20 protein-coding genes and 1 riboswitch are annotated in these 19,902 nt (G+C 65.4%); of the genes, 6 read left to right on the forward strand and 14 right to left on the reverse strand.

What is annotated here, in order from left to right; genetic code table 11:
• Positions 1-24: 24 nt before the first annotated feature.
• Genes NKH71_RS02030 through cbiE form a run of 6 tightly spaced genes read right to left on the reverse strand, consistent with a single transcriptional unit; the run spans position 25 to position 5,330 of the window.
• Positions 25-798 carry an adenosylcobinamide-GDP ribazoletransferase gene (locus NKH71_RS02030; RefSeq protein ID WP_352894207.1) on the reverse strand — a complete coding sequence of 258 codons (774 nt, stop codon included), beginning with the start codon at positions 796-798 and terminating at the stop codon, positions 25-27.
• 3 nt (positions 799-801) lie between these two features.
• On the reverse strand, positions 802-2,151 hold the full coding sequence (locus tag NKH71_RS02035) for a cobyrinic acid a,c-diamide synthase CobB (RefSeq protein WP_352788431.1): 1,350 nt from the start codon (positions 2,149-2,151) through the stop codon (positions 802-804).
• A complete protein-coding gene (cobA, locus tag NKH71_RS02040; RefSeq protein ID WP_023720763.1) occupies positions 2,148-2,954 on the reverse strand; it encodes a uroporphyrinogen-III C-methyltransferase in 807 nt (268 codons plus the stop codon). The genes NKH71_RS02035 and cobA overlap by 4 nt, the downstream gene beginning before the upstream one ends.
• Positions 2,951-3,715: a precorrin-4 C(11)-methyltransferase gene (cobM, locus tag NKH71_RS02045; RefSeq protein WP_352496381.1), complete on the reverse strand. Its 765-nt coding sequence runs from the start codon at positions 3,713-3,715 to the stop codon at positions 2,951-2,953. The genes cobA and cobM overlap by 4 nt, the downstream gene beginning before the upstream one ends.
• Positions 3,712-4,092, reverse strand: coding sequence for a cobalamin biosynthesis protein (locus tag NKH71_RS02050; protein WP_023720761.1), 381 nt, complete (start codon positions 4,090-4,092; stop codon positions 3,712-3,714). The genes cobM and NKH71_RS02050 overlap by 4 nt, the downstream gene beginning before the upstream one ends.
• The gene (gene cbiE / locus NKH71_RS02055; protein WP_352483035.1) at positions 4,089-5,330 is read right to left on the reverse strand and encodes a precorrin-6y C5,15-methyltransferase (decarboxylating) subunit CbiE; all 1,242 of its coding nucleotides are present in this window, start codon (positions 5,328-5,330) and stop codon (positions 4,089-4,091) included. Before cbiE ends, NKH71_RS02050 begins: the two co-directional genes overlap by 4 nt.
• Before the next feature lies 1 nt (position 5,331).
• Between cbiE and NKH71_RS02060 the strand changes: the two genes are divergently transcribed.
• Positions 5,332-6,114, forward strand: coding sequence for a cobalt-precorrin-6A reductase (locus tag NKH71_RS02060; protein ID WP_023720759.1), 783 nt, complete (start codon positions 5,332-5,334; stop codon positions 6,112-6,114).
• Here the strand turns inward: NKH71_RS02060 and NKH71_RS02065 are convergent.
• The 8 genes from NKH71_RS02065 to NKH71_RS02100 form a co-directional block, all read right to left on the reverse strand.
• Positions 6,078-6,842, reverse strand: a complete 765-nt coding sequence (locus tag NKH71_RS02065; protein ID WP_352639635.1) for a precorrin-3B C(17)-methyltransferase — start codon at positions 6,840-6,842, stop codon at positions 6,078-6,080. The two genes, NKH71_RS02060 and NKH71_RS02065, sit on opposite strands and share 37 nt — an antisense overlap.
• Positions 6,839-7,597 (reverse strand): precorrin-2 C(20)-methyltransferase, encoded by a 759-nt coding sequence (locus NKH71_RS02070; protein ID WP_352814660.1) that lies wholly within the window; start codon positions 7,595-7,597, stop codon positions 6,839-6,841. Before NKH71_RS02070 ends, NKH71_RS02065 begins: the two co-directional genes overlap by 4 nt.
• Positions 7,594-8,247 carry a precorrin-8X methylmutase gene (locus tag NKH71_RS02075; RefSeq protein WP_352483039.1) on the reverse strand — a complete coding sequence of 218 codons (654 nt, stop codon included), beginning with the start codon at positions 8,245-8,247 and terminating at the stop codon, positions 7,594-7,596. The genes NKH71_RS02070 and NKH71_RS02075 overlap by 4 nt, the downstream gene beginning before the upstream one ends.
• A complete protein-coding gene (gene cobG / locus NKH71_RS02080) occupies positions 8,244-9,713 on the reverse strand; it encodes a precorrin-3B synthase (protein ID WP_352791264.1) in 1,470 nt (489 codons plus the stop codon). Before cobG ends, NKH71_RS02075 begins: the two co-directional genes overlap by 4 nt.
• On the reverse strand, positions 9,710-13,444 hold the full coding sequence (locus tag NKH71_RS02085; RefSeq protein WP_352590080.1) for a cobaltochelatase subunit CobN: 3,735 nt from the start codon (positions 13,442-13,444) through the stop codon (positions 9,710-9,712). Before NKH71_RS02085 ends, cobG begins: the two co-directional genes overlap by 4 nt.
• Before the next feature lie 18 nt (positions 13,445-13,462).
• On the reverse strand, positions 13,463-14,515 hold the full coding sequence (cobW, locus tag NKH71_RS02090) for a cobalamin biosynthesis protein CobW (RefSeq protein WP_023720753.1): 1,053 nt from the start codon (positions 14,513-14,515) through the stop codon (positions 13,463-13,465).
• Entirely contained in the window at positions 14,512-14,946 is a 435-nt protein-coding gene (locus tag NKH71_RS02095; protein WP_023720752.1) for a DUF1636 family protein, read from the reverse strand. The genes cobW and NKH71_RS02095 overlap by 4 nt, the downstream gene beginning before the upstream one ends.
• Before the next feature lie 38 nt (positions 14,947-14,984).
• Positions 14,985-15,188: riboswitch (cobalamin riboswitch) on the reverse strand.
• Positions 15,189-15,217: 29 nt separating this feature from the next.
• Complete coding sequence (locus tag NKH71_RS02100; RefSeq protein WP_352496385.1) at positions 15,218-16,417, reverse strand: winged helix-turn-helix domain-containing protein; 1,200 nt, start codon at positions 16,415-16,417, stop codon at positions 15,218-15,220.
• Between the two features lie 336 nt (positions 16,418-16,753).
• Between NKH71_RS02100 and NKH71_RS02105 the strand changes: the two genes are divergently transcribed.
• The 5 genes from NKH71_RS02105 to NKH71_RS02125 are packed head-to-tail and all read left to right on the forward strand — an operon-like array spanning position 16,754 to position 19,894.
• A complete protein-coding gene (locus NKH71_RS02105; protein ID WP_023720750.1) occupies positions 16,754-17,119 on the forward strand; it encodes an NADH-quinone oxidoreductase subunit A in 366 nt (121 codons plus the stop codon).
• On the forward strand, positions 17,110-17,691 hold the full coding sequence (locus tag NKH71_RS02110) for a NuoB/complex I 20 kDa subunit family protein (RefSeq protein ID WP_023720749.1): 582 nt from the start codon (positions 17,110-17,112) through the stop codon (positions 17,689-17,691). The genes NKH71_RS02105 and NKH71_RS02110 overlap by 10 nt, the downstream gene beginning before the upstream one ends.
• A 5-nt stretch (positions 17,692-17,696) precedes the next feature.
• Positions 17,697-18,299: an NADH-quinone oxidoreductase subunit C gene (locus NKH71_RS02115; RefSeq protein ID WP_023720748.1), complete on the forward strand. Its 603-nt coding sequence runs from the start codon at positions 17,697-17,699 to the stop codon at positions 18,297-18,299.
• Positions 18,300-19,490 (forward strand): NADH-quinone oxidoreductase subunit D, encoded by a 1,191-nt coding sequence (locus NKH71_RS02120; protein WP_023720747.1) that lies wholly within the window; start codon positions 18,300-18,302, stop codon positions 19,488-19,490.
• Entirely contained in the window at positions 19,487-19,894 is a 408-nt protein-coding gene (locus NKH71_RS02125; RefSeq protein ID WP_352483044.1) for a hypothetical protein, read from the forward strand. The genes NKH71_RS02120 and NKH71_RS02125 overlap by 4 nt, the downstream gene beginning before the upstream one ends.
• Positions 19,895-19,902: the final 8 nt, after the last annotated feature.

The raw sequence follows: 19,902 nt of genomic DNA on the forward strand, positions 1-19,902 counted from the left end.
GGGGACAAAATCTCCGAAACAGAGTCAGGAAAGGGAAACGGAAGCGACGATCAGGATTGCGATCTCGCCGAGCTGCTGGAGGGCACCGACAGTGTCGCCGGTCTGGCCGCCGATCTGGCTGATGCACAGCGCGCGGAAGGCGGCAAACAAAAGCGCAAGCAGGATGAGCGCGAAGATAGCAGCGCCGAACCCAAGCGCCAGCAGCGCGACCGCACCGAGTACGGCACCGATGCCAGCGGTCTCAGTCGTAACCAAGCCTGCTTCGGCCGAGAGGCCGTCGCTGCGAGCCGGCGGCAAAAGGTGCATGAAGGCGCCGAGCAGGCCGCGCGAGGCGGCATGCGCGGCAATGAGAGCCCAGAAGACAGGGGCCGGGCCGGCGGATCCAGAGAGCACGCTCCAGCGGATCAGCAGCGAGATGCTGAGTGCGCAGGCGCCGTAGGCACCGATGCGGCTGTCGCGCATGATCTCCAGTTTCCTGTCGCGCGTCTTGCCGCCGCCAAAGCCGTCGGCGACATCCGAAAGCCCGTCTTCATGCAGGCAGCCGGTGGCGAGCAGGATCGCGGCAAGGGTCAACGCTGCAGCAGGGCTCTCGGCTAGGCCTAGCCTCGTGCCGACGGCGTAGACCAGGGCACCGGCCAGAGCGACGGCGAGACCGGCAACGGGTGCAGCCCAGATCGCAGCGGCAAGGCTGCGGCCACGGAAGTCGGCTCTCGGCAGCGGCAGCCGGGTAAAGAAGACGAGGCAAAGCGCGATGTCGTCGAGCAGCTGCCGTTGCGAGGGGATCTGGAGTTTGAGCATGATCTATTCCGAAAACCGGCTACCACTTTTCGGGATCATGCTCTCGCCCCTCGCAATGGCGTGGAAGAAGGTGCCGCTGACATTGCCGCGCTGGTAGCCCGACGCACCAAGCGGATTGCCTTGTCCGTCGGCAAGGTCGGCCAACGGTTCGTCATTGCCGGTCGCAACCATCTGCGCGTAGTGGAATTCATGGCCGCGGATCAGCGTGCCGTGGCTGCCGAGCGGGCACCCGGAACGCAGCCGCGCCTCGCGGTAGCCGAGATTCATCTTGCGCTTGGCGAAGCTGGTCGAATGACCGAGCAGGCCAAGCATTCGATGCGTCTCGCCCGACGCGTCCTCGAGCGCCTCGCCGAGCACCATGAAGCCGCCGCACTCACCATGCACCGGCCGCGTAGCGGCGAACCGCGCCATGCCGGCTCTGAAATTCGCCGCGGCGGCGAGGCGACCGGCGTGAAGCTCGGGATAGCCGCCGGGCAGCCAACAGACATCGCAATTGTCGCCTGGTGCTTCGTCGGCGAGTGGCGAGAAGGGAATAATCTCGGCGCCGGCCTTGCGCCAATGCATGGCGACATGCGGATAGAGGAAGCTGAAGGCGGCGTCCTCGGCAAGTGCAATGCGCTGGCCGGGGGGCGGCAGCGCGTCGCCGAAATTGCCCGGCGCGGGCGTGAATGGCGCCGCCAGCGCCATGATGGCGTCGAGGTCGAGCGAGCGCTCGACCATGTCGGCCAGCCGGTCGAGGTGCGCCATCAGATTCTCATATTCGCCGGCCTGGACGAGGCCGAGATGGCGCTCGGGCAGGTTGAGCGAGGGATCGCGCAAGATAGCGCCGACGACAGGCAGCCCGAGTGCCTCGATGGCATCGCCGCATAGCCGGCGGTGGCGCTCGCTGCCGAGCCGGTTGAGCACGACCCCCGCCATGCGCACATCCGGATCGTAGGTGGCAAAACCCTTGGCGACGGCCGCTGCCGTGGTCGACTGGCCGGAAACGTCGAGCACCAGCAGCACCGGCAGGCCGTAGAGCCGGGCAAGGTCGGCAGCCGAGCCGGACCGTCCTGGAGCAGCCGGAATCCCGTCGAACAGGCCCATGGCGCTTTCGAGAAAGATAAATTCGGCATCCTCGTTCGCTTCACCAGCCAGCGCGTTGAGCAGGGCAGGCGGCATTGCCCAACTGTCGAGATTGACGCCGGACAGGCCGGTGGCTGCGGCGTGGAAGCCGGGATCGATATAGTCCGGGCCGGATTTGGCGCCGCGCACCTTCAGGCCGCGCCGGGCGAGCGCGCGCAGAATGCCGATGGTGACGCTGGTTTTGCCCGAGCCCGAGCGCGGCGCGCCGATGATGATAGCGCGGGTCATGACTCACCCGCCAATGCCGCGCGCATCGCGACGATGCCGCCAACGACGATCAGCGCCGGCGAGGTCAGACCGGCGGCCGCTGCCTCTTCCGCAATGGTGGCGAGCGTGGCGACGACGATCCGTTCCTGCGGTGTCGTCGCAGCGACAATTACCGCGGCGGGCGTCGAAGGCGCCAGCGCGCCCTCAAGCAGCGAGGCGGCGATCAGCGGCAGATTGGCCATGCCCATATAGATGACCACCGGCTGGCCGGTACGGGCGATGGCCGCCCAGTCGAGATCGTCATCGGTGCCGGCGGCGTGACCGGTCGCCAGGATCAGCGCCTTGTTGATGCCGCGCATGGTGCCGGGAATGCCGGTGGCGGCCAGCGCGCTGAGGCCGGACGTCAGGCCAGGCAGGATGTGGAACGGGATGGTTTCCCCGGCCAGCGCCAGCGCCTCTTCGCCGCCACGCCCGAAAATATAGGGGTCGCCGCCCTTCAGCCTGACGACGCGCCGGCCCTCGCGCGCCAGCCGGACCAGCAGAGCGGTGATGTCGTCCTGCTTCATCGATGGTTTGCCACCGCGCTTGCCGGCATAGAACAGTTCCGCGCCCTCGGCGACGGCGACGACTTCGGGCGAGACCAGCGCGTCATAAACCAGCGCGTCGCACTGTCCGAGGGCGGCCAGCACTTCCAGCGTCAGGCAGCCGGGATCGCCAGGGCCGGCGCCGGCCAGCCAGACATGTCCGGGCTCCAGCTGGCGCGGCTTGAAGTTCAGCCGGGTGAGCGCCTGCTCGACAGTAGTGTTTCTATTGCTGCCGCTCACGATCCGTCTCGTCCGCGAAAACGCCGCTGGTAGTGGGCGTCGTAAAGTGAACTTTCACTAAAATCTTCCGCCGCCAGCGAGCGGCCGACGAAGATGATCGCCGTGCGTTCCATTGGATCCGCGCCTAGCTGCGCCTCAATGGTCGCCAGCGTGCCGGTCAACACCCGCTCGTCCGGCCAGGAGGCGCGGAAGACGACCGCGACTGGGCAGTCGGCGCCGTAGTAGGGCGTCAGCTCGGCGACGACGCGGTCGACAGCGTGGATGGCGAGGTGGATGGCGAGCGTGGCGCCGGTGCGGCCGAAGCCGGCCAGTGTTTCTCCGGGCGGCATTTTCGAGGCGCGGCCGGAGATGCGGGTCAGCACCAGGCTTTGCGCGACTTCCGGAATGGTCAGCTCGCGGCGCAGCGCGGCGGCCGCGGCGGCAAAAGACGGCACGCCCGGCGTCAGCGTGTAAGGGATGCCGTGCTTTTCCAGCCGGCGGATCTGCTCGGCAACGGCGCTCCACACGGAAAGGTCGCCTGAATGGAGGCGGGTGACATCATGGCCGGCCGCGTGGGCTGCCAGATATTCGGCCTCGATCTCGTCGAGTGACATCGGCGCGGTGTCGATCAACATCGTTCCGGGCGCGCAGTGCTGCAACAGCTCCGGCGCGACGATCGATCCGGCATAGAGGCAGACGGGACAACTGCCGAGCAGACGGCTCCCGCGCAAGGTGATCAGATCGGCGGCACCCGGGCCGGCGCCGATGAAATGGACGGTCATACCGCATCTCCGCTGATGGCGATGGCGCAGGTGACAGCACCGAGCACGGTGCGTGGTCCGAGCAGTTTTGCGCCTTTGCCGGCGGCGGCAAGCGCGGAGGCTTCGGAAACCGACGGCGTGCCGGCGTGCTCCTGTGATAGGTTGGAGTGGCTGGTTGTAGATGCAGCTTTGAGTTCGTCCTGCTCGACAACGATCACCGGAAGGCGGAGTTCGCGTCCGGCGGCGAAGATTGCCGCTTCATCCTGCTTGAGAGACGCGGTCGCGAGCGCCGAAAGCGCGGGCAGGGCAAGCCCGTGCGCCTCCAGCGCGGTTTCTACCGCAGCAAGCACGTCGCGTGCGCTGACGCCTTTGCGGCTGCCGATGCCCGCGACCATCATGGCTTCACCCAGCTCCATTGGGTGACCGGCATAGCCGGCCGCCAAGCCTGCATCGAACCGACCGGCGAAGCACGGGATATGGCGATGCGGGTGAGCTCGCCGCCGAGCGCAGCGTGACGGGAAAGCAGCAGTGCCTCCATCTCCAGCGTCACCGCGTTGGCGACGAGGCGGCCGCCGGCGGGTAAGGCATCGATGGCTCTTTCCAGCACGCCGGCATCGCTGCCGCCGCCGCCGATGAAGATCGCCGCCGGCGTTTCCAGTCCGGCAAGAGCTTGCGGTGCCGAACCTTCAACGACGGCGAGACCGGGAACGCCGCAGGCCGCGGCGTTGTGTCGGATGCGCGCGGCGCGGGCCGGATCGGCTTCGACGGCGATGGCGCGCATGGAGGGATGCGCGAGCATCCATTCGACGCCGATGGAGCCGGAGCCGGCGCCAATGTCCCACAGCAGTTCGCCGCGCCTTGGCGCGAGAGCGGACAGGGTGACGGCGCGCACTTCGCGCTTGGTGATCTGGCCGTCGTGCTCGAACAAATGATCGGCAAGGCCCGATGTCAGTGGCAGGACGCGTGCTTGCGGGGTCGAATCAACTTCGATTGCGAGCACGTTGAGTGGGTTGATCTTTTCGAGGTCGAAAGCGCCGGCGTTCGCCGAGCGCAGCCTTTCGTTCTGCCCACCCAGCGCCTCCAGAACCGTCAACCGCGAGGCGCCGAAGCCGAGTTCGGTCATGAGACGGGCAATCGCTTCCGGTGCATCGCTATCCGAGGTCAGCGCCAGAATGCGGGTGCAAGGATGCAGCAACGGCCGGATCAGGTCGAGCGGGCGGCCATGCAGCGAAATGGTCTCGACGTCCTGTAGCGCCCAGCCCAAGCGTGAGGCGGCCAGCGAGAAGGCCGAGGGCGCGGGGATCACCCGCATATCCTCCGCCGCGACCTTGCGGGCGAGGGTGACGCCGACACCGTGGTAGAAGGGATCGCCGGAGGCCAGCACGCAGACGCGTCTGCCGGAGAGCGCCAGCACGTCGCGCATTTCGGCATCGAAAGGCGTCGGCCAGGCGCGCGCTTCACCTTTGGCGAGCGATGCGACGAGGGCCAGGTGGCGCTTGCCGCCGAAAACGAATTCGGCACCCGCGATCAACTGCTTGGCCTCGTCGCCGAGACCCGCTACACCGTCCTCGCCGATGCCGATGATCGTGAGCCATTTTGGAGTGAGCACGGCGGCGCGCGGACCTTCAGCAGGCATGATGACCCACCGCATTCTGATCCTCGGCGGAACCACCGAAGCCCGGCAGGTGGCCGGAATACTCTCGGTGCGCTCCGATCTCGCGATTACGCTGTCGCTGGCCGGCCGCACTGAAAACCCGGCCGCGCAAGGCGTGCCGGTGCGGGTTGGCGGCTTTGGTGGCGTCGACGGGCTGGCGTTGTATCTCCACGAGACGGACGTCGACCTGCTGATCGACGCCACGCATCCCTATGCGGCGCAGATCTCCGCCAATGCGGCGGAAGCAGCGCGCCGATCCGGCGTGCCGATCGTTGCGCTCAAGCGCCCAGGCTGGGAGCCTGCCGAAGGTGACCAGTGGACGCTGGTCGACGGTGTTACCAGCTCGGTGACGGCGCTGGGATCGGCGCAGCGCCGCGTGTTCCTGGCGCTCGGACGGCAGGAGATCACTGCCTTCGAGGCTGCACCCCAGCACCACTATCTCATCCGTAGCGTCGATCCGGTCGAACCAAGACTTACTGTGCCCGACGCGACCTATCTCTTGGCGCGCGGGCCGTTCCAGGAGCCGGACGAACACTCGCTGCTTCAAGAGCACCGCATCGATGTCGTCGTTTCCAAAAACAGCGGCGGCGAAGCGACCTACGGCAAGATCGCCGCAGCGCGGGCGCTCGGCATCGAGGTGGTCATGATCCGCAGGCCGGCGTTGCCGGACGTCACGTCGGCTGAGACGGTCGAATCTCTTGCCGCGATGGTCGATCATTTTCTGGTCGGTCATGTTCTTGGGCCCGCTGCCGACCGTGGCGTATAGACCAGCGCTGGCTTTTCACCGCGCTTGATGATCCGGGTTTCCGGCGAGCCGATGATGATGCAGGTGGCCATATCGGCCTTTTGCGCGTCGGCTTCCGCCAGCAAGAAAACTTCGATGCGCTCGTCGGGACGGCCGGCGGCGCGACCGAAGATCACCGGCGTGGTGCCGGGCAGGATCGCGGCAAGGCACTCGAAGGCGCGGCCAAGCTGCCAGGGGCGTGCCTTGCTGATCGGATTGTAGAGTGCGATGACGAAGCCGGCGCCCGCTGCCGCCAGCAGGCGCAGCTCGATCAAATCCCACGGCTTCAGATTGTCTGACAGCGAGATGGCGCAGAAATCATGGCCGAGCGGCGCGCCGATGCGGGCGGCGACGGCGAGCATGGCGGTGATGCCAGGCACGATGGCGATGTCGACCGCGCGCCACTCGACCGGCCCCGCCTCGATCGCCTCGCAGACGGCCGCCGCCATGGCGAAGACGCCGGGATCGCCGCCCGATACGACCGCGACATCGTGGCCTTCCGCAGCCTTCAGCAGCGCGTCCCTGGAGCGCGCTAGCTCCTCGCGATTGTCGGAAGCGACGCGAATCTGGTCGGGACGCAGATCAAGCCGGTCAAGATAAGGCTTGTAGCCGTAGAAGAATTTCGCCTCGGCGACGGCCCGGCTCGCTTCCGGCGTCACCTGGTCGGCGTTGCCAGGCCCCAGGCCGATGACGGTTAGGCGGCCGCTCATGCTTCGGCTCCCAATGCGCTTGGCCGCCCCGACCAGCCGGCGACCAGCACGATGGCGAAATAAGGCGCCTGGTCGTCCTTTTTGTCGGCGAGCCGCATCGAGACGCCGCCCGGCATGGTGCCGCGCTCGACATAGATGGCCCGTGCCAGCTTGTCGGTCGCCTCCAGCGCACGCCTGATCTTGGGCAAGTTGCGGCCGACCTTCATGATTACGGCGGCATCGGTGTCGGCGAGGCGGCGCGTCAGCTCGAATTCGCTCATCGTGCCCGGCAACACAGTCAGCACGTCGTCGCCCTGGACGATCGGTAGGCCGGTCGCCGACCAGCAGCCGGACATGGCGGTGACGCCGGGAATGACTTCGGTCGGAAAGCGATGCGCCAGCCTGACATGCAGATGCATGTAGGAGCCGTAGAAAAGCGGGTCGCCTTCCGAGAGCACCGCAACCATCCTGCCGGCGCTGAGGTGCTCGGCAACCTTTTCGGCCGACTGCTCGTAGAAATCGGTGATCTGCGAGCGGTAGTCGCCGTGGTCCTTGTCGATCTCGGTGGTCACCGGATAGAGCAGCGGCAACTCTATCAAATCAGCGCGAAAATGGGCTCCGACGATGGCGCGCGCGTTGCTGTTGTTGCCGCGCTTGGCGAAATGCGCAACGACATCGGCCTCCGCCAGCGCGCGCACTGCCTTCAGCGTCAAAAGTTCTGGGTCGCCAGGACCGGTGCCAACGCCGACCAGCCGACCTCTTACGATCGCATTCATAGGCCCGGCCTCGCCAAAGCGTTGAGCGCGGCGGCGGTCATGGCGCTGCCGCCCAGCCGGCCGCGCACGATGGCGAAGGGCACGCCATAGGAATTTTCGGCCAGCGCATCCTTCGATTCGGCGGCACCGACAAACCCGACCGGCATACCGATGATCGCCGCCGGCTTCGGCGCACCATCGCGCAGCTTTTCCAGCAGATAAAACAGGGCGGTCGGCGCATTGCCGATCGCGACAACCGAACCCGCCATGCGCTCGCCCCACAGGTCGATCGCCGCGGCCGAGCGGGTGTTGCCGATTTTTCTCGCGATGTCGGCGGTCCGCGGATCGCGCAGCGTGCAGGTCACTTCGTTGCCGGCCGGCAGCCGCGCGCGCGTGACGCCATGCGAGACCATCTGTGCGTCGCAGAAAATCGGCGCGCCGGCGCTCAACGCTGTGCGCGCGGCGGCGACGAAATCGCTGGAGAAAACGAAATGCCGCGCAGCCTCGACCTGGCCGCAGGCATGGATCATGCGGATGGCGACATCGGCCTCGGCTTCGGAAAAGCGCGACAGGTCGGCCTCGGCGCGGATGATGGCGAAGGAGCGCTCATAGATCGCCGTGCCATCATGAATATAGTCGTAGGTGATGGGGTTCTGGGCGGGCATGCTCATTCCTGTCGGTAAGCTTTGACGACGCCGGCCGTGCCAAGCCTTGCCAGACAGGCGGCGGCAGTCTCGCCTCGAAGTCGTTTTCTGCGGATTGCCGCTGCAATGCCGCCGATGCCGTGCGCAGCGTCGTCCCCCGGCCTGTATCCGGCGGGCAATGCCTTAGCCGTCCCGTCCACGACAAGTCCGGCTCCGTTTTCGCCGCCGACCAATGTCAGCGCCGCCGGACCGGCATGGGCGCAGCCCTTGGCGCAGCCGGAGATGTGCAGCGTCAAGGAAGAATCGAAGATGTCGCGGTTTTCGAGGGCGATGATCTCGGCGATTTCGCGCGTCGCGATGCGGCCGGAGGCACAGGCGGGAGCACCCGGGCAAGCGGCGATTTTCGTGCGCGGGTCGGCGGCGTCGGTGACGAAGCCGAGGGTTGCGGCGGCTTGGTGGAGCGGCGGGCAGGCCGCTGGCGCGAGGCCGAGGAAAACCAGCGCGCGGCCCGGCGCCAGGCGGATTTCGGTGGCGCCAAGGGCCAGCGCGCTCTGCGCGAGAGCGATGATCTGGTTCGCCGGCATGCTGCCGAAGGGTAGGCCGATGCCGAGGGCGGTTCCGGCTGCAGCCAAGTCGAAAACTCCGATGGGCCGGCGATCCTTCGCGCCCCCCTCTGTCCTGCCGGACATCTCCCCCACTTGGGGGGAGATCGGCAGCTTCGCCGGTGGCTCACTCTTAGCATGCTTATCGATTGGCGAAAGCTGAGATGAGGGCGCAATCTCCCCCCAAGTGGGGGAGATGTCCGGCAGGACAGAGGGGGGCGCGAAGGATCGCCAATTTGCCAGAGATCTCAGCTGTCTTTCTGTCAAATCCCGCGCATGGGCATCGCGCCCCTTTTCGGCAACCATCCTTAGGATCGCAACGGCGATGTCGCAGGCCGCATCTTCCTCGGCCATGACGAGTAGCGTCGCAGTCTGACCGCCGCCGGCGATAGCCACCTGCCATTGCGTCCCCGCATCGGTCCGCACCGCAGCCAGCCTGGCATCGGCCGTCACTGCATCCAAGGTCAGCTGTCCGCCACCGTCGACAATCACCGAGACCTTCGGGCCAAGACGCTGCGTGACGCCGGCGTCCTCGATTGCCGCCCGAATCCGCTCCGCTAGCGGGCGCGGATCGGCGATTTCCTGCGGGTCGAGCCCGGCCAGCGGACCAGTCTCGACCGGCACGCCGGTGCGAACGGCAACACCCAGCGCATCGACCTCCATCGCCAGCAGCCGGGCGCTTTCGGGCGTCAGGCCGCGTATCTGCAAGCTGCCGCGGGCGGTCACTTCCATAATGCCGTTGCCGTGGCGCAGGGCGGATTCGCAGAGTCCGATCAACGACTTCGGCAACAGTCCTCCAGCGACCGGATTGAGCCGCACCAGCAGCCCGTCGCCGGTTTGCATCGGTGCCGACAAAGCAGGGCAGGCGCTGCGTCGGGAGAAAGCGTTCATGCCGCCACCCCAAGCGCCTGGGCTTCGGCAATCAGTGCGGCGAGATCGTCATCGATCGAATTGCGCAGCGGATGCCACAGACCGCGCCGTCGTGCCGACATGAAACGTTCGGCCATGACCTTCGCCGCCGACGGGTTCTCGCGCAGGATGAAGGCGCGGACAACGGGGTCGCCGAGATAGGCGTCGTGCACGGCCTCGATCAGCGCGCCAGATATGGCATGAGTGGTCTCGGCAAAGCCGACAAGCCGGTCGACCGTCTCGGCGAATTCCGAGGCGCCGCGCGGCCCGTGGCGCATCTGGCCGGCAATGAAGCGCGGATTGACGGCGCGTGCCCGTACGACGCGGGATACGGCGTCCCCAACCGAGCGTGGCTTGGGCTTTTGCGGATCCGTGGTGTCGAGCACGATCACGTCAGCGTTTTTGCCGAGCGCGGCAAGCGCTGCCGAAAAGCCGCCGATAAAGGCGACGTCGGCCGAGCCTTCGAGGATGTCGCGGCCGGGATCGTCGCCGGTATGAACCAGAAGGTCGGCCTCAGCGATGCGGCCCTCAAAAGCGCCGGGCGCCGAAATGCCTTCGCCCTCGGCGCCGCCATAGGCATGCGAGGTGGCGGCGAGATAGGCGCGGCCGATCTCTTCGCGCGCGGCCCAGTCGCCGCTTGATAGCAAGTCCTCGATGCCGGCGCCGTAAGTGCCGGGCGAGGTGCCGAATATGCGCGGGCTGATCTTGCCGTCTGCACGGGTTCTCGCCGCCAGCGGGTTTTCCGAATCGTCCTCGTCGCGGGTCGCGACGGCGTTGGCGGCGGCATCGATCAGCGCGATCTGGGTTGGGAACATGTCGCGGAACAGGCCGGATATGCGCCAGGTGACGTCGACGCGCGGGCGGCCGAGCGTTGCCGGCGGCAGCACCTCGATGCCGGTGATGCGGCCGGTGGCGGAATCCCATTGCGGCCGGCAGCCCATCAGCGCCAGGCCTTGCGCGATCTCCTCACCGCCGGTGCGCAGCGAGGCCGAGCCCCAGAGGTCGATGACCAGCGAGCGCGGCCAGTCGCCATGCGATTGCATGTAGCTGCGGACGACTTCTTCCGCTGCCACCTTGCCCAGATCATAGGCGGTCGGCGTCGGCATGGTGCGTGGGTCGGCGGTAAACAAATTGCGGCCGGTGGGCAGCACATCGCGCCGGCCACGCGCCGGTGCACCGGCCGGACCGGCGGCGACATGGCGGCCGTCGAGGGCCGCGATGAGTGCTACTTTCTCGGCTGCCGCACTCTGCTCGCGCAAAGGATCGGTTTCGCCCTCAGGCGAGCGACCGTAGATATGCAGGCCGTCCTTGATGGCGAAATCCTTGAGATCGCAGAGCCAGGCGTCGATGCGGCGCAAGGCTTCGTCGGCTGCGTCGGTCCTGGCGACGCCGGCCTCTGAGGCGAGGCCGGTCTTTTCCGCAGTCTCGACGATCAGCTTCGCCAGGCGGTCGCGGCGGCGGCGGTCGAGCCCGTCGGCCTGGGCATATTCGTCAACCAGTCGCTCGAGTTTATGCTGCTCTTCGTCCAGCCCGGCGCCGGTCAGCGGCGGCGGCAGATGGCCAAGCGTGACGGCGGCAATGCGTCGCTTGGCTTGTGCTGCCTCGCCGGGGTTGGAGACGATGAAAGGATAAATGACGGGCAGGGGGCCGGTGACGATTTCGGGAAAGCAGTTTTCGCTGAGCGCCACGGTCTTGCCGGGCAGCCACTCCAGCGTGCCGTGGGCGCCGACATGGATAATTGCATGGATGCCGAGCGACTTACGCAGCCACAAGCCAAAGGCGATCAGTGCATGGCGCGGCGGCAGTGTCGGGTCGTGATAGTCGGCGCGGCGGTCGGCTGAGCGCCCGCGATCAGGGGCGAGGGCTACGGTGATATTGCCGAAGGTGGCGGCGCGGAAGGGGAATTTTGCGGTGGTGGGCGCTTGGACACCCCCCTCTGCCCTGCCGGACATCTCCCCTTCAAGGGGGGAGATTGGCAGTTCGGCTGCCGGCTCTCCCTTAACGCCCTTGGTAGTTGGCGAAAGCAGAGACAACAGCGCAATCTCCCCCCTCGAAGGGGAGATGTCCGGCAGCACAGAGGGGGGTGCCTCGCGCGAACCTGTCTCATCATCCGTATTCCCCCATGCGGCTTCCACCGCAGCGATGGCCGCCGGCGGCAATTCCTTCGAGAAGGTCAGATAATCCTGCAAAGCCAGTCCCTGGTCGGCTGGCTCCAGCACCTCCAGCAACTGACGCGGCGTTTGCGGAATCCCTTCAACGGCGTAGCCCTGTTCGCTCAGGTCGTGCAGCATCGCCAGCACGCTGGACGGCACGTCGAGACCGACGGCATAGCCGGTGCGGCCGGGCGCGCTCGGATAGTCGGGGATCAGGATGGCGAGCTTGCGCTCCGCACGCGGCGTCCGCTGCAGACGCACGAAGGCCTCGATACGGTTCGCGACCTGCGCCACGCGGTCAGGCTCTGGCCGGTTGGCGAAGGCGCGGAAGGCCAATGCCGGATCGATCTCGCTTTCGCTCTTGAAGGAAATGGCGCCGGCCAGGATGCGGCCGTCGAGCTCGGGCAGGACGACATGCATGGCAAGGTCGGCGGGCGCCAGGCCGCGCTGGTTGTTCTGCCAGATGTCGCGGCGGGTGGTCGCGACGACGACCTGGAACACCGGCACTCCGGCGCGGTCGAACAGCGTCTCGACGCCGGGTTCGGCGCCCGAGGCGAAAGCTGTGGCGGTGATGATGGCGGCAGGGTTCAGCGCGGCAAACGCGGTTTCGACAAAGGCGAGCGATGCCGCGTCCTTGAGGCTGGAGACGAAGATGGGGACCGGCGCTATGCCACGCTGCCCGAGCGCCTCGACAAGCGCATCGATGGGCGCGACATCGGCGGCGAGCAGCATCGAGCGGTAGAACAGGATGGGGATGATGGGGGCGGGTTCGGCGGACGGTAGGTTTAGGCTGCGTTCCGTCGCGCCCCCCTCTGTCCTGCCGGACATCTCCTCCACAAGGGGGGAGATCGCCTGGTCATCGTCGCCTTCGTCAATGTTCGATGTTGCAGAAGTCGCGAGACGGTCAGTGACAGCCGATCTCCCCCCTTGTGGGGGAGATGTCCGGCAGGACAGAGGGGGGCGCGAAGGAATGCCGACGCTTGATAAGTCCATTCTTTCTATAACGCCGCGTCCCGGCTCATAAAATCCCGCCTTTGGCACGCTGACAGGTTCAGCGACCGCCGCACCCGATCCGGCGAGACTTGCCAACCTCTGCACCAGCGCCGTCATATTCGCCGGGCCACCTTCGCGGAAATAGTCGAGCAGACCATCAAGTTCCTGGCGCGGCAGCGTCGAGCCTTCGATCAGCCGCAAATCCTCGTCGTGGCTCTCGCCCGGTAGGAGCGCCAGCTTAATACCGCGATTTCGCGCGACAACGGCAAGCTGGTCGCAGCCGTAGCGCCACCAGTCGTAACCGCCGAGGATGCGGACCAGGACGACCTTGGCGTGGCGGGCGACGCTGTCGATCCAGAGGTCGACGGACATCGGGTGGCGCAGGTCGCGCAAGGCGGCGAGCCGCATCGACGGCAGGCGGTCCGCATCTGCCTTCCACGCCGCCGCCAGCCCGGCGAGGTCGCTGTCGGTGAAGGACAGCGCCACGACATCCGCAGGCGTTTGCCTGAGATCGACAGGCTCGGCGAGATCGTCGAGCGAGGCGGATGTGGTGGTGAGGATGTGCATCGCGGCTCGTACCTGGGATCAGCCGGCGAGGATACGCTCGATCGCCGGGCGGTTCAGCCCTTTCAGGCCGATGACGACGAGGCGCGAGCGGCGATCGTCTTCAGCGGTCCAGGCGCGGTCGTAATAGTGGTTGACGCGCGGACCGACGGCCTGCAGCAAGAGCCGCATCGGCTTGCCGCCGACGTCGACGAAACCCTTGACGCGCAATACGTTTTCTTCCTCCGCCGCCGTGGCGACGCGTTGTGCCAGCTCGTCCGGGTCGGACACCGACGCAATGTCGATGACGAACGAGTCAAAGTCGTCATGTTCGTGGTCGAGCTCGTCGTCGTGATGGGTCTTGCGGTTCTCGATGTCGTCCTCGACGGCGAGACCAAGGCCGAGCAGCACCGACGGATCGACCTTGCCTTGCGAGGTCGGCACGATCTTCACCGCCCGCGCAACATGCTTGCCGATGACGGCATTGGCGCGCGCCGCGCCGGCTGCGTCCAGCAGGTCGCTCTTCGACAGGATGATCAGGTCGGCACAAGCGAGCTGGTCTTCGAACACCTCCTCGACAGGATCGTCATGGTCGAGCGTCTCGTCCTGCGCGCGCTGCGCCTGCAGGGCGTCCATGTCGTTGGCAACGCGGCCATCAGCCAGCGCCGGCCCGTCGACGACGGCGATGACGCCATCGACCGTGACGCGGCTTTTCACCGACGGCCACTGGAAGGCCTGGACCAGCGGCTTGGGCAGGGCCAGCCCGGACGTCTCGATCAGGATGTGGTCGACCTTCGGCGTCAGCGACAGGATCTGGTCGAGCGCGGGGACAAAGTCGTCGGCGACAGTGCAGCAGATGCAGCCATTGGCCAGCTCGACGATGTTTTCCTCGGGGCAAGTGTCGATGCCGCAGCCCTTCAGGATCTCGCCGTCGATGCCGATATCGCCGAACTCGTTGACGATGATGGCCAGGCGCTTGCCTTTGGCGTTTTCGAGCAAATGGCGGATCAGCGTCGTCTTGCCGGCGCCGAGAAAGCCGGTGACGACGGTGCAGGGGACGCGCGAAACGTTGGCGGCCGAATCTGGGGAAGTCATATCAAGTCCTTCAAAAGGTCGAGGGGAGGGATGCGGGCAACCAAGCCGCGCTTCAGGCAATCGGGACGGCCGCGCCACGGAATGAGGCCGTCCGTCGAAGTAGCGAACAGCTTTGCCCCCGTCACCAGATCGGTGCCGCTGGTCGTGGTCAGGTCGCCGAAGACATAGCTCCAGCAGCCGTCGCGCAGCATCGCGGCGCTGAGCCGGCGCTTGCAATTGCCGAGGCATTCGACGGTGCGGATTTTAATGTTTTCGCTGGAAGCGGCGCGGCGCGTGTGCTCGGCGAGCAGTTCGCCGGCGCGGGGATAAGCGTCCGAACCGGTCTCGTCACGGCAGGACGAGCAGACGATGACGGTAACGCCGGCCGGGGAATCACCATGGCCGGACAATAAATCCGCTGTCTCAGCCGGAAAACTGCTGTCGCGTTCCAAATCAGGCTCCTTGCCCGGAAAACCCGCCAGGCGATCGGATTCTTATGTCCTAGACGGCAGGTCTCCTGGCTCGCGGGTCATCGCCTGGGTGCCGCCTTCCCGGGAATATCCCAGTGGTTTTCGGCCTTGGCTCGTCGCTTACAGTTGCGGGGACAGCCGCGGATTTGAAATCGAGATTTCGCACCGCATTCCCTCTTGGCCCTTGCCGTTGCGGGCAGGGGACCGTCTGGAACGGATTTAGGCTTGTGAAGGCAGTCGTGTCAACGCACGTCTATGACGCGGCGATATCTGCGAGCGGCTGGCCGAGGTCGCCGGCAGCCGTCACCTCGATGCGCTCGAGCCCGAGCCAACCCTGCATCTGCTTCAATTCCTCGAAAAGGGCGGCGGCAGTTTGCGGCGGGGCGCCGGGCTCCGAATAGGCGGCATGGACGCGCAATACGCCGGCCGGGCGGTCGGCCCTGAGGTCGACGCGCCCGACGATGCTGTCGCCGAGCAGGAACGGCAGCACATAATAGCCATACTGGCGCTTTTCGGCCGGCGTGTAGATCTCGATGCGGTAGTGGAAGTCGAACAACCGCTCGGTGCGCGACCGCTCGAAGACGACGGGATCGAACGGCGCAAGCAAGGCGCGCGCCTCGATCCTGCGCGGCAAACGGCCGTCCTTGTGGAGATAGGCTGTTTTGCTCCAGCCTTCGACGCTCACCGGCAACAGGTCGCCAGCCTCGACCAGTTCCTCGATGCGGCCCTTGATGTCGGCGGGCGAGAGGCGGAAATAGTCGCGCAGATCGCCCGCCGTGGCGACGCCATGGGCGCGGGCGGAGATGCGCAGCAGTTCGCGGTGGGCGTCCGCGGGGGACGGAACTGGCAAAGCGAGTACCGTTGGCGGCAGCACGCGCTCCGGCAGATCGTAGAACCGCTCGAAACCACGCCGGTGCGCCGTGGTGATGCGGCCCGCCCAGAACAGCCATTCGAAGGCATGCTTGGCATGGCTCCAGCCCCACCAGCCGCCCGAGCCCTTCTGGCCTTCGAAAGCCGACGCCGCGATCGGGCCTCGTTCAGCGACCTCGCGATAGATGTCCTCAATGTAGGCGGCGTGCTCGCGGCCCCATTTTGCCAGTCCGCTGTACATTTCCTCGCCGCGCTCGGCCCGCCGCATGCGCCAGCGCATCAGCGGATAGGTCTCGACGGGCAGGAACGAGGCTTCATGCGCCCAATATTCGAAGACCATGCGCTTGCGTGTCACCGCGGCGTCGTCGAGCAGCGCCAGCTTGTAGGGGCCAAGCCGCGAATAGAGCGGCATATAATGGGCGCGAACCACGGCGCTGACGGAATCGATCTGCAGCAGGCCGGTACGTGCAAGCACCCGGGCCAGATGCCGGCGGTCAGGCGTGCCGCTGGGGCGCGGGTCATTGAATCCCTGTGCCGCAAGCGCAATGCGACGGGCCAGGGCAAGCGAGATTTTTTCCTTCATGAAGGCGGTATCCGGACGATGTTAGACAGAAAAAATGACCTGCGATTCCGCCCCATGCTAGCAAGGTTTTGGCGGCATCTATGTCAGGAGAGAAAAGTGGAGTGAAAAGTGAAGGAAATCAAACAGGAGCGGATCGGACCAGTTTTCCCGGATATGCCGTCCAGCACCGCGATTTGAACAAGGTTTGACTTGCTTCGCCGAAAGCGCTGCGCTAACCCTCGCCGCGTTGCAGCATAGAGCCCCCTTAAAACGGTTCAGTGGTTAATCTGTCACGCTTCCGCAAGTGGGTCCGGTGCTGTAATCAGAGTGGATTGGCCGCCAACGGAAAACTGCAGCATGAACGCACTTTTAGGTTCGTACCTGCCCATCGTCCTGTTCATCGGCGTGGCGCTGGTCGTCGGCCTGGCGCTGCTCGCCGCACCGTTCCTGGTGGCTTACCGCAACCCCGATCCGGAAAAGCTTTCCGCCTATGAGTGCGGCTTCAACTCGTTCGACGACGCCCGCATGAAGTTCGACATCCGCTTCTACCTGGTGTCGATCCTGTTCATCATCTTCGATCTGGAGGTGGCCTTCCTGTTTCCTTGGGCAGTGTCGTTCAGTCAGATCGGCATGCTCGGTTTCTGGTCGATGATGGTGTTTTTGGCGGTGCTGACCATCGGCTTTGCCTATGAATGGAAAAAAGGAGCGCTGGAATGGGATTGAACGACAGTTCCGGCACGCTCGTCGCGCCGAAGCCCAAGGGCCTCATCGACCCCAACACCGGCAGACCGGTGGGGGAGGATGATCCGTTCTTCCTGGAGATCAACAACGAACTCGCCGACAAGGGTTTTCTCGTCACTTCGACCGAGGCGCTGATCACCTGGGCGCGCAGCGGCTCGTTGATGTTCATGACCTTTGGCCTCGCCTGCTGCGCCGTCGAGATGATCCACACCTCGATGCCACGCTACGACAGCGAGCGTTTCGGTGTCGCGCCGCGCGCGTCTCCGCGCCAGTCCGACATCATGATCGTCGCCGGCACGCTGACCAACAAGATGGCGCCGGCGCTGCGCAAGGTCTACGACCAGATGCCGGAGCCGCGCTACGTCATCTCGATGGGCTCCTGTGCCAATGGCGGCGGCTATTATCATTATTCCTATTCGGTGGTGCGCGGCTGCGACCGCATCGTGCCGGTCGACATCTACGTGCCCGGCTGCCCACCGAGCGCTGAAGCGCTGCTCTACGGCATCCTTCTGCTGCAGAAGAAGATCCGCCGCACCGGCACGATCGAACGGTGAGCGGCATGACCCAGGCGTTGAATGACCTCTCGACCTATCTTGGCGAGAAGCTGACCGGCCGGATCGGCGAAGCGGTGCTCGCCTATGGCGAACTCACTATCTCGGTCGAGCCGCGCGACCTGATCGAGGTGGTGACCTTCCTGCGCGACGACCCGAAATGCCAGTTCATTTCGATCATCGACGTTTGCGGCGCAGATTATCCGTCGCGGGCAAAGCGCTTCGACGTGGTCTATCACCTGCTGTCGCCGAGGCAGAATATCCGCATCCGCATCAAGGTCCAGGCCGACGAAGAGACGCTGGTGCCGTCGATCACCGGCATATATCCCGGCGCGGACTGGTTCGAGCGCGAGACCTACGACCTCTATGGCGTGCTGTTTTCGGGCCATCCCGATCTGCGCCGGATCCTGACCGACTACGGCTTCGAGGGCCATCCGCTGCGCAAGGACTTTCCGCTGACCGGCTTCGTCGAGGTGCGCTACGACGACGAAGCCAAGCGCGTCATCTACGAGCCGGTCGAGCTCAAGCAGGAATTCCGCAATTTCGATTTTCTGTCTCCGTGGGAAGGTACGGATTACGTGCTTCCGGGAGATGAGAAGGCAAAGCAGTAAATGGCTGAAACCTCCGTTCGCAACTTCAATATCAATTTCGGCCCGCAACACCCTGCTGCGCATGGCGTTTTGCGCCTTGTGCTGGAGCTTGACGGAGAAGTCGTCGATCGCGTCGATCCGCATATCGGGCTTTTGCATCGCGGCACGGAAAAGCTGATCGAGCACAAGACTTATCTGCAGGCCGTGCCCTATCTCGACCGGCTCGACTATTGCGCGCCGATGAACCAGGAGCATGCCTTTGCGCTCGCCGCCGAGCGGCTGCTCGGTATCGAGGTGCCGAAGCGCGGGCAGCTTATTCGAGTTCTCTACTCCGAGATCGGCCGCATTATGTCGCACATCCTCAATGTGACGACGCAGGCGATGGATGTCGGCGCGCTGACGCCGCCGCTCTGGGGTTTTGTCGAGCGCGAAAAGCTGATGGTGTTCTATGAGCGCGCCTCGGGCTCGCGCATGCACGCGGCCTATTTCCGGCCGGGCGGCGTCCACCAGGACCTGCCGCAGAAGCTGATCGAGGACATCGGCAAGTGGATCGACCCGTTCCTGAAGTCGGTCGACGACCTCGACGCGCTTTTGACCGGCAACCGCATCTTCAAGCAGCGCAATGTCGACATCGCTACCGTCTCCCTGGCCGACGCTTGGGCCTGGGGCTTTTCCGGCGTCATGGTGCGCGGCTCGGGTGCGCCGTGGGATCTGCGCAAATCGCAGCCCTACGAATGCTATGCCGAGCTGGACTTCGACATTCCGATCGGCAAGAACGGCGACTGCTTCGACCGTTATCTGGTGCGTATGGAAGAGATGCGGCAGTCGGCGAAAATCATGCGCCAGTGCGTCGACCTGTTGCTCGGTAAGGAGGGCAGCGGGCCGGTGTCTAACCTCGACGGCAAGGTGGTGCCGCCGAAGCGCGCGGCGATGAAGCGCTCGATGGAAGCGCTGATCCATCACTTCAAGCTCTACACCGAAGGCTACCGCGTTCCGGCCGGCGAGGTCTATGCCGCGGTCGAGGCGCCGAAGGGCGAGTTCGGTGTCTATCTCGTCTCCGACGGCACCAACAAGCCCTACCGCTGCAAGCTGCGCGCCCCCGGCTTTGCGCATCTGCAAGCGATGGACTTTTTGTGCCGCGGCCACATGTTGGCCGACGTCACCGCCGTTCTCGGCTCCCTCGACATCGTGTTTGGTGAGGTCGATCGGTGAATCGCATTCTGAGCCTCATGTTAATCGTCATTGCTGTCGCAATGCACCCTGCATATGCAATCGAGTGCGGAGCGTCTATCGATGCTTCCGATCTTGTGAAGCAGCACTTCAAGCTGAGCTACGTCACGCTTGGCATGCAAGAAAGTGCGACAGCAGAATCCGCCGATGTCGATGCTTTCTATTTCAAGAGAGATACATGCGAGTGTAGCGTCGCAGCGCCGGATGGCGCGAGTTTCTCTAAGGCGGAGGTATCGGCAGCCGCTTCCGGCAAAACAGGGTTCGCGCGGCTTGTTGCTCGCTTGGCTGGTAAATCCGGCGTTTGCCCGCCTGTCATGACAAATTCGCCGACTTTCCAATGTTTCGACGGTACGGCGAAACTTTGTAAGGAGGCCGCAGCAAGATGACGAACCTA

This window comes from Mesorhizobium sp. M0983 (assembly GCF_040318975.1).
GTDB lineage: Bacteria > Pseudomonadota > Alphaproteobacteria > Rhizobiales > Rhizobiaceae > Mesorhizobium.

Excerpts from the sequence above, each read along its gene's own strand:
- NKH71_RS02030 (WP_352894207.1), bottom strand. The coding sequence starts at position 798 with ATGCTCAAACTCCAGATCCCCTCGCAACGGCAGCTGCTCGACGACATC.
- NKH71_RS02035 (WP_352788431.1), bottom strand. The coding sequence starts at position 2,151 with ATGACCCGCGCTATCATCATCGGCGCGCCGCGCTCGGGCTCGGGCAAA.
- cobM (WP_352496381.1), bottom strand. The coding sequence starts at position 3,715 with ATGACCGTCCATTTCATCGGCGCCGGCCCGGGTGCCGCCGATCTGATC.
- NKH71_RS02050 (WP_023720761.1), bottom strand. The coding sequence starts at position 4,092 with ATGATGGTCGCGGGCATCGGCAGCCGCAAAGGCGTCAGCGCACGCGAC.
- cbiE (WP_352483035.1), bottom strand. The coding sequence starts at position 5,330 with ATGCCTGCTGAAGGTCCGCGCGCCGCCGTGCTCACTCCAAAATGGCTC.
- NKH71_RS02060 (WP_023720759.1), top strand. The coding sequence starts at position 5,332 with ATGACCCACCGCATTCTGATCCTCGGCGGAACCACCGAAGCCCGGCAG.
- NKH71_RS02065 (WP_352639635.1), bottom strand. The coding sequence starts at position 6,842 with ATGAGCGGCCGCCTAACCGTCATCGGCCTGGGGCCTGGCAACGCCGAC.
- NKH71_RS02070 (WP_352814660.1), bottom strand. The coding sequence starts at position 7,597 with ATGAATGCGATCGTAAGAGGTCGGCTGGTCGGCGTTGGCACCGGTCCT.
- NKH71_RS02075 (WP_352483039.1), bottom strand. The coding sequence starts at position 8,247 with ATGAGCATGCCCGCCCAGAACCCCATCACCTACGACTATATTCATGAT.
- cobG (WP_352791264.1), bottom strand. The coding sequence starts at position 9,713 with ATGAACGCTTTCTCCCGACGCAGCGCCTGCCCTGCTTTGTCGGCACCG.
- NKH71_RS02085 (WP_352590080.1), bottom strand. The coding sequence starts at position 13,444 with ATGCACATCCTCACCACCACATCCGCCTCGCTCGACGATCTCGCCGAG.
- cobW (WP_023720753.1), bottom strand. The coding sequence starts at position 14,515 with ATGACTTCCCCAGATTCGGCCGCCAACGTTTCGCGCGTCCCCTGCACC.
- NKH71_RS02100 (WP_352496385.1), bottom strand. The coding sequence starts at position 16,417 with ATGAAGGAAAAAATCTCGCTTGCCCTGGCCCGTCGCATTGCGCTTGCG.
- NKH71_RS02105 (WP_023720750.1), top strand. The coding sequence starts at position 16,754 with ATGAACGCACTTTTAGGTTCGTACCTGCCCATCGTCCTGTTCATCGGC.
- NKH71_RS02110 (WP_023720749.1), top strand. The coding sequence starts at position 17,110 with ATGGGATTGAACGACAGTTCCGGCACGCTCGTCGCGCCGAAGCCCAAG.
- NKH71_RS02115 (WP_023720748.1), top strand. The coding sequence starts at position 17,697 with ATGACCCAGGCGTTGAATGACCTCTCGACCTATCTTGGCGAGAAGCTG.
- NKH71_RS02120 (WP_023720747.1), top strand. The coding sequence starts at position 18,300 with ATGGCTGAAACCTCCGTTCGCAACTTCAATATCAATTTCGGCCCGCAA.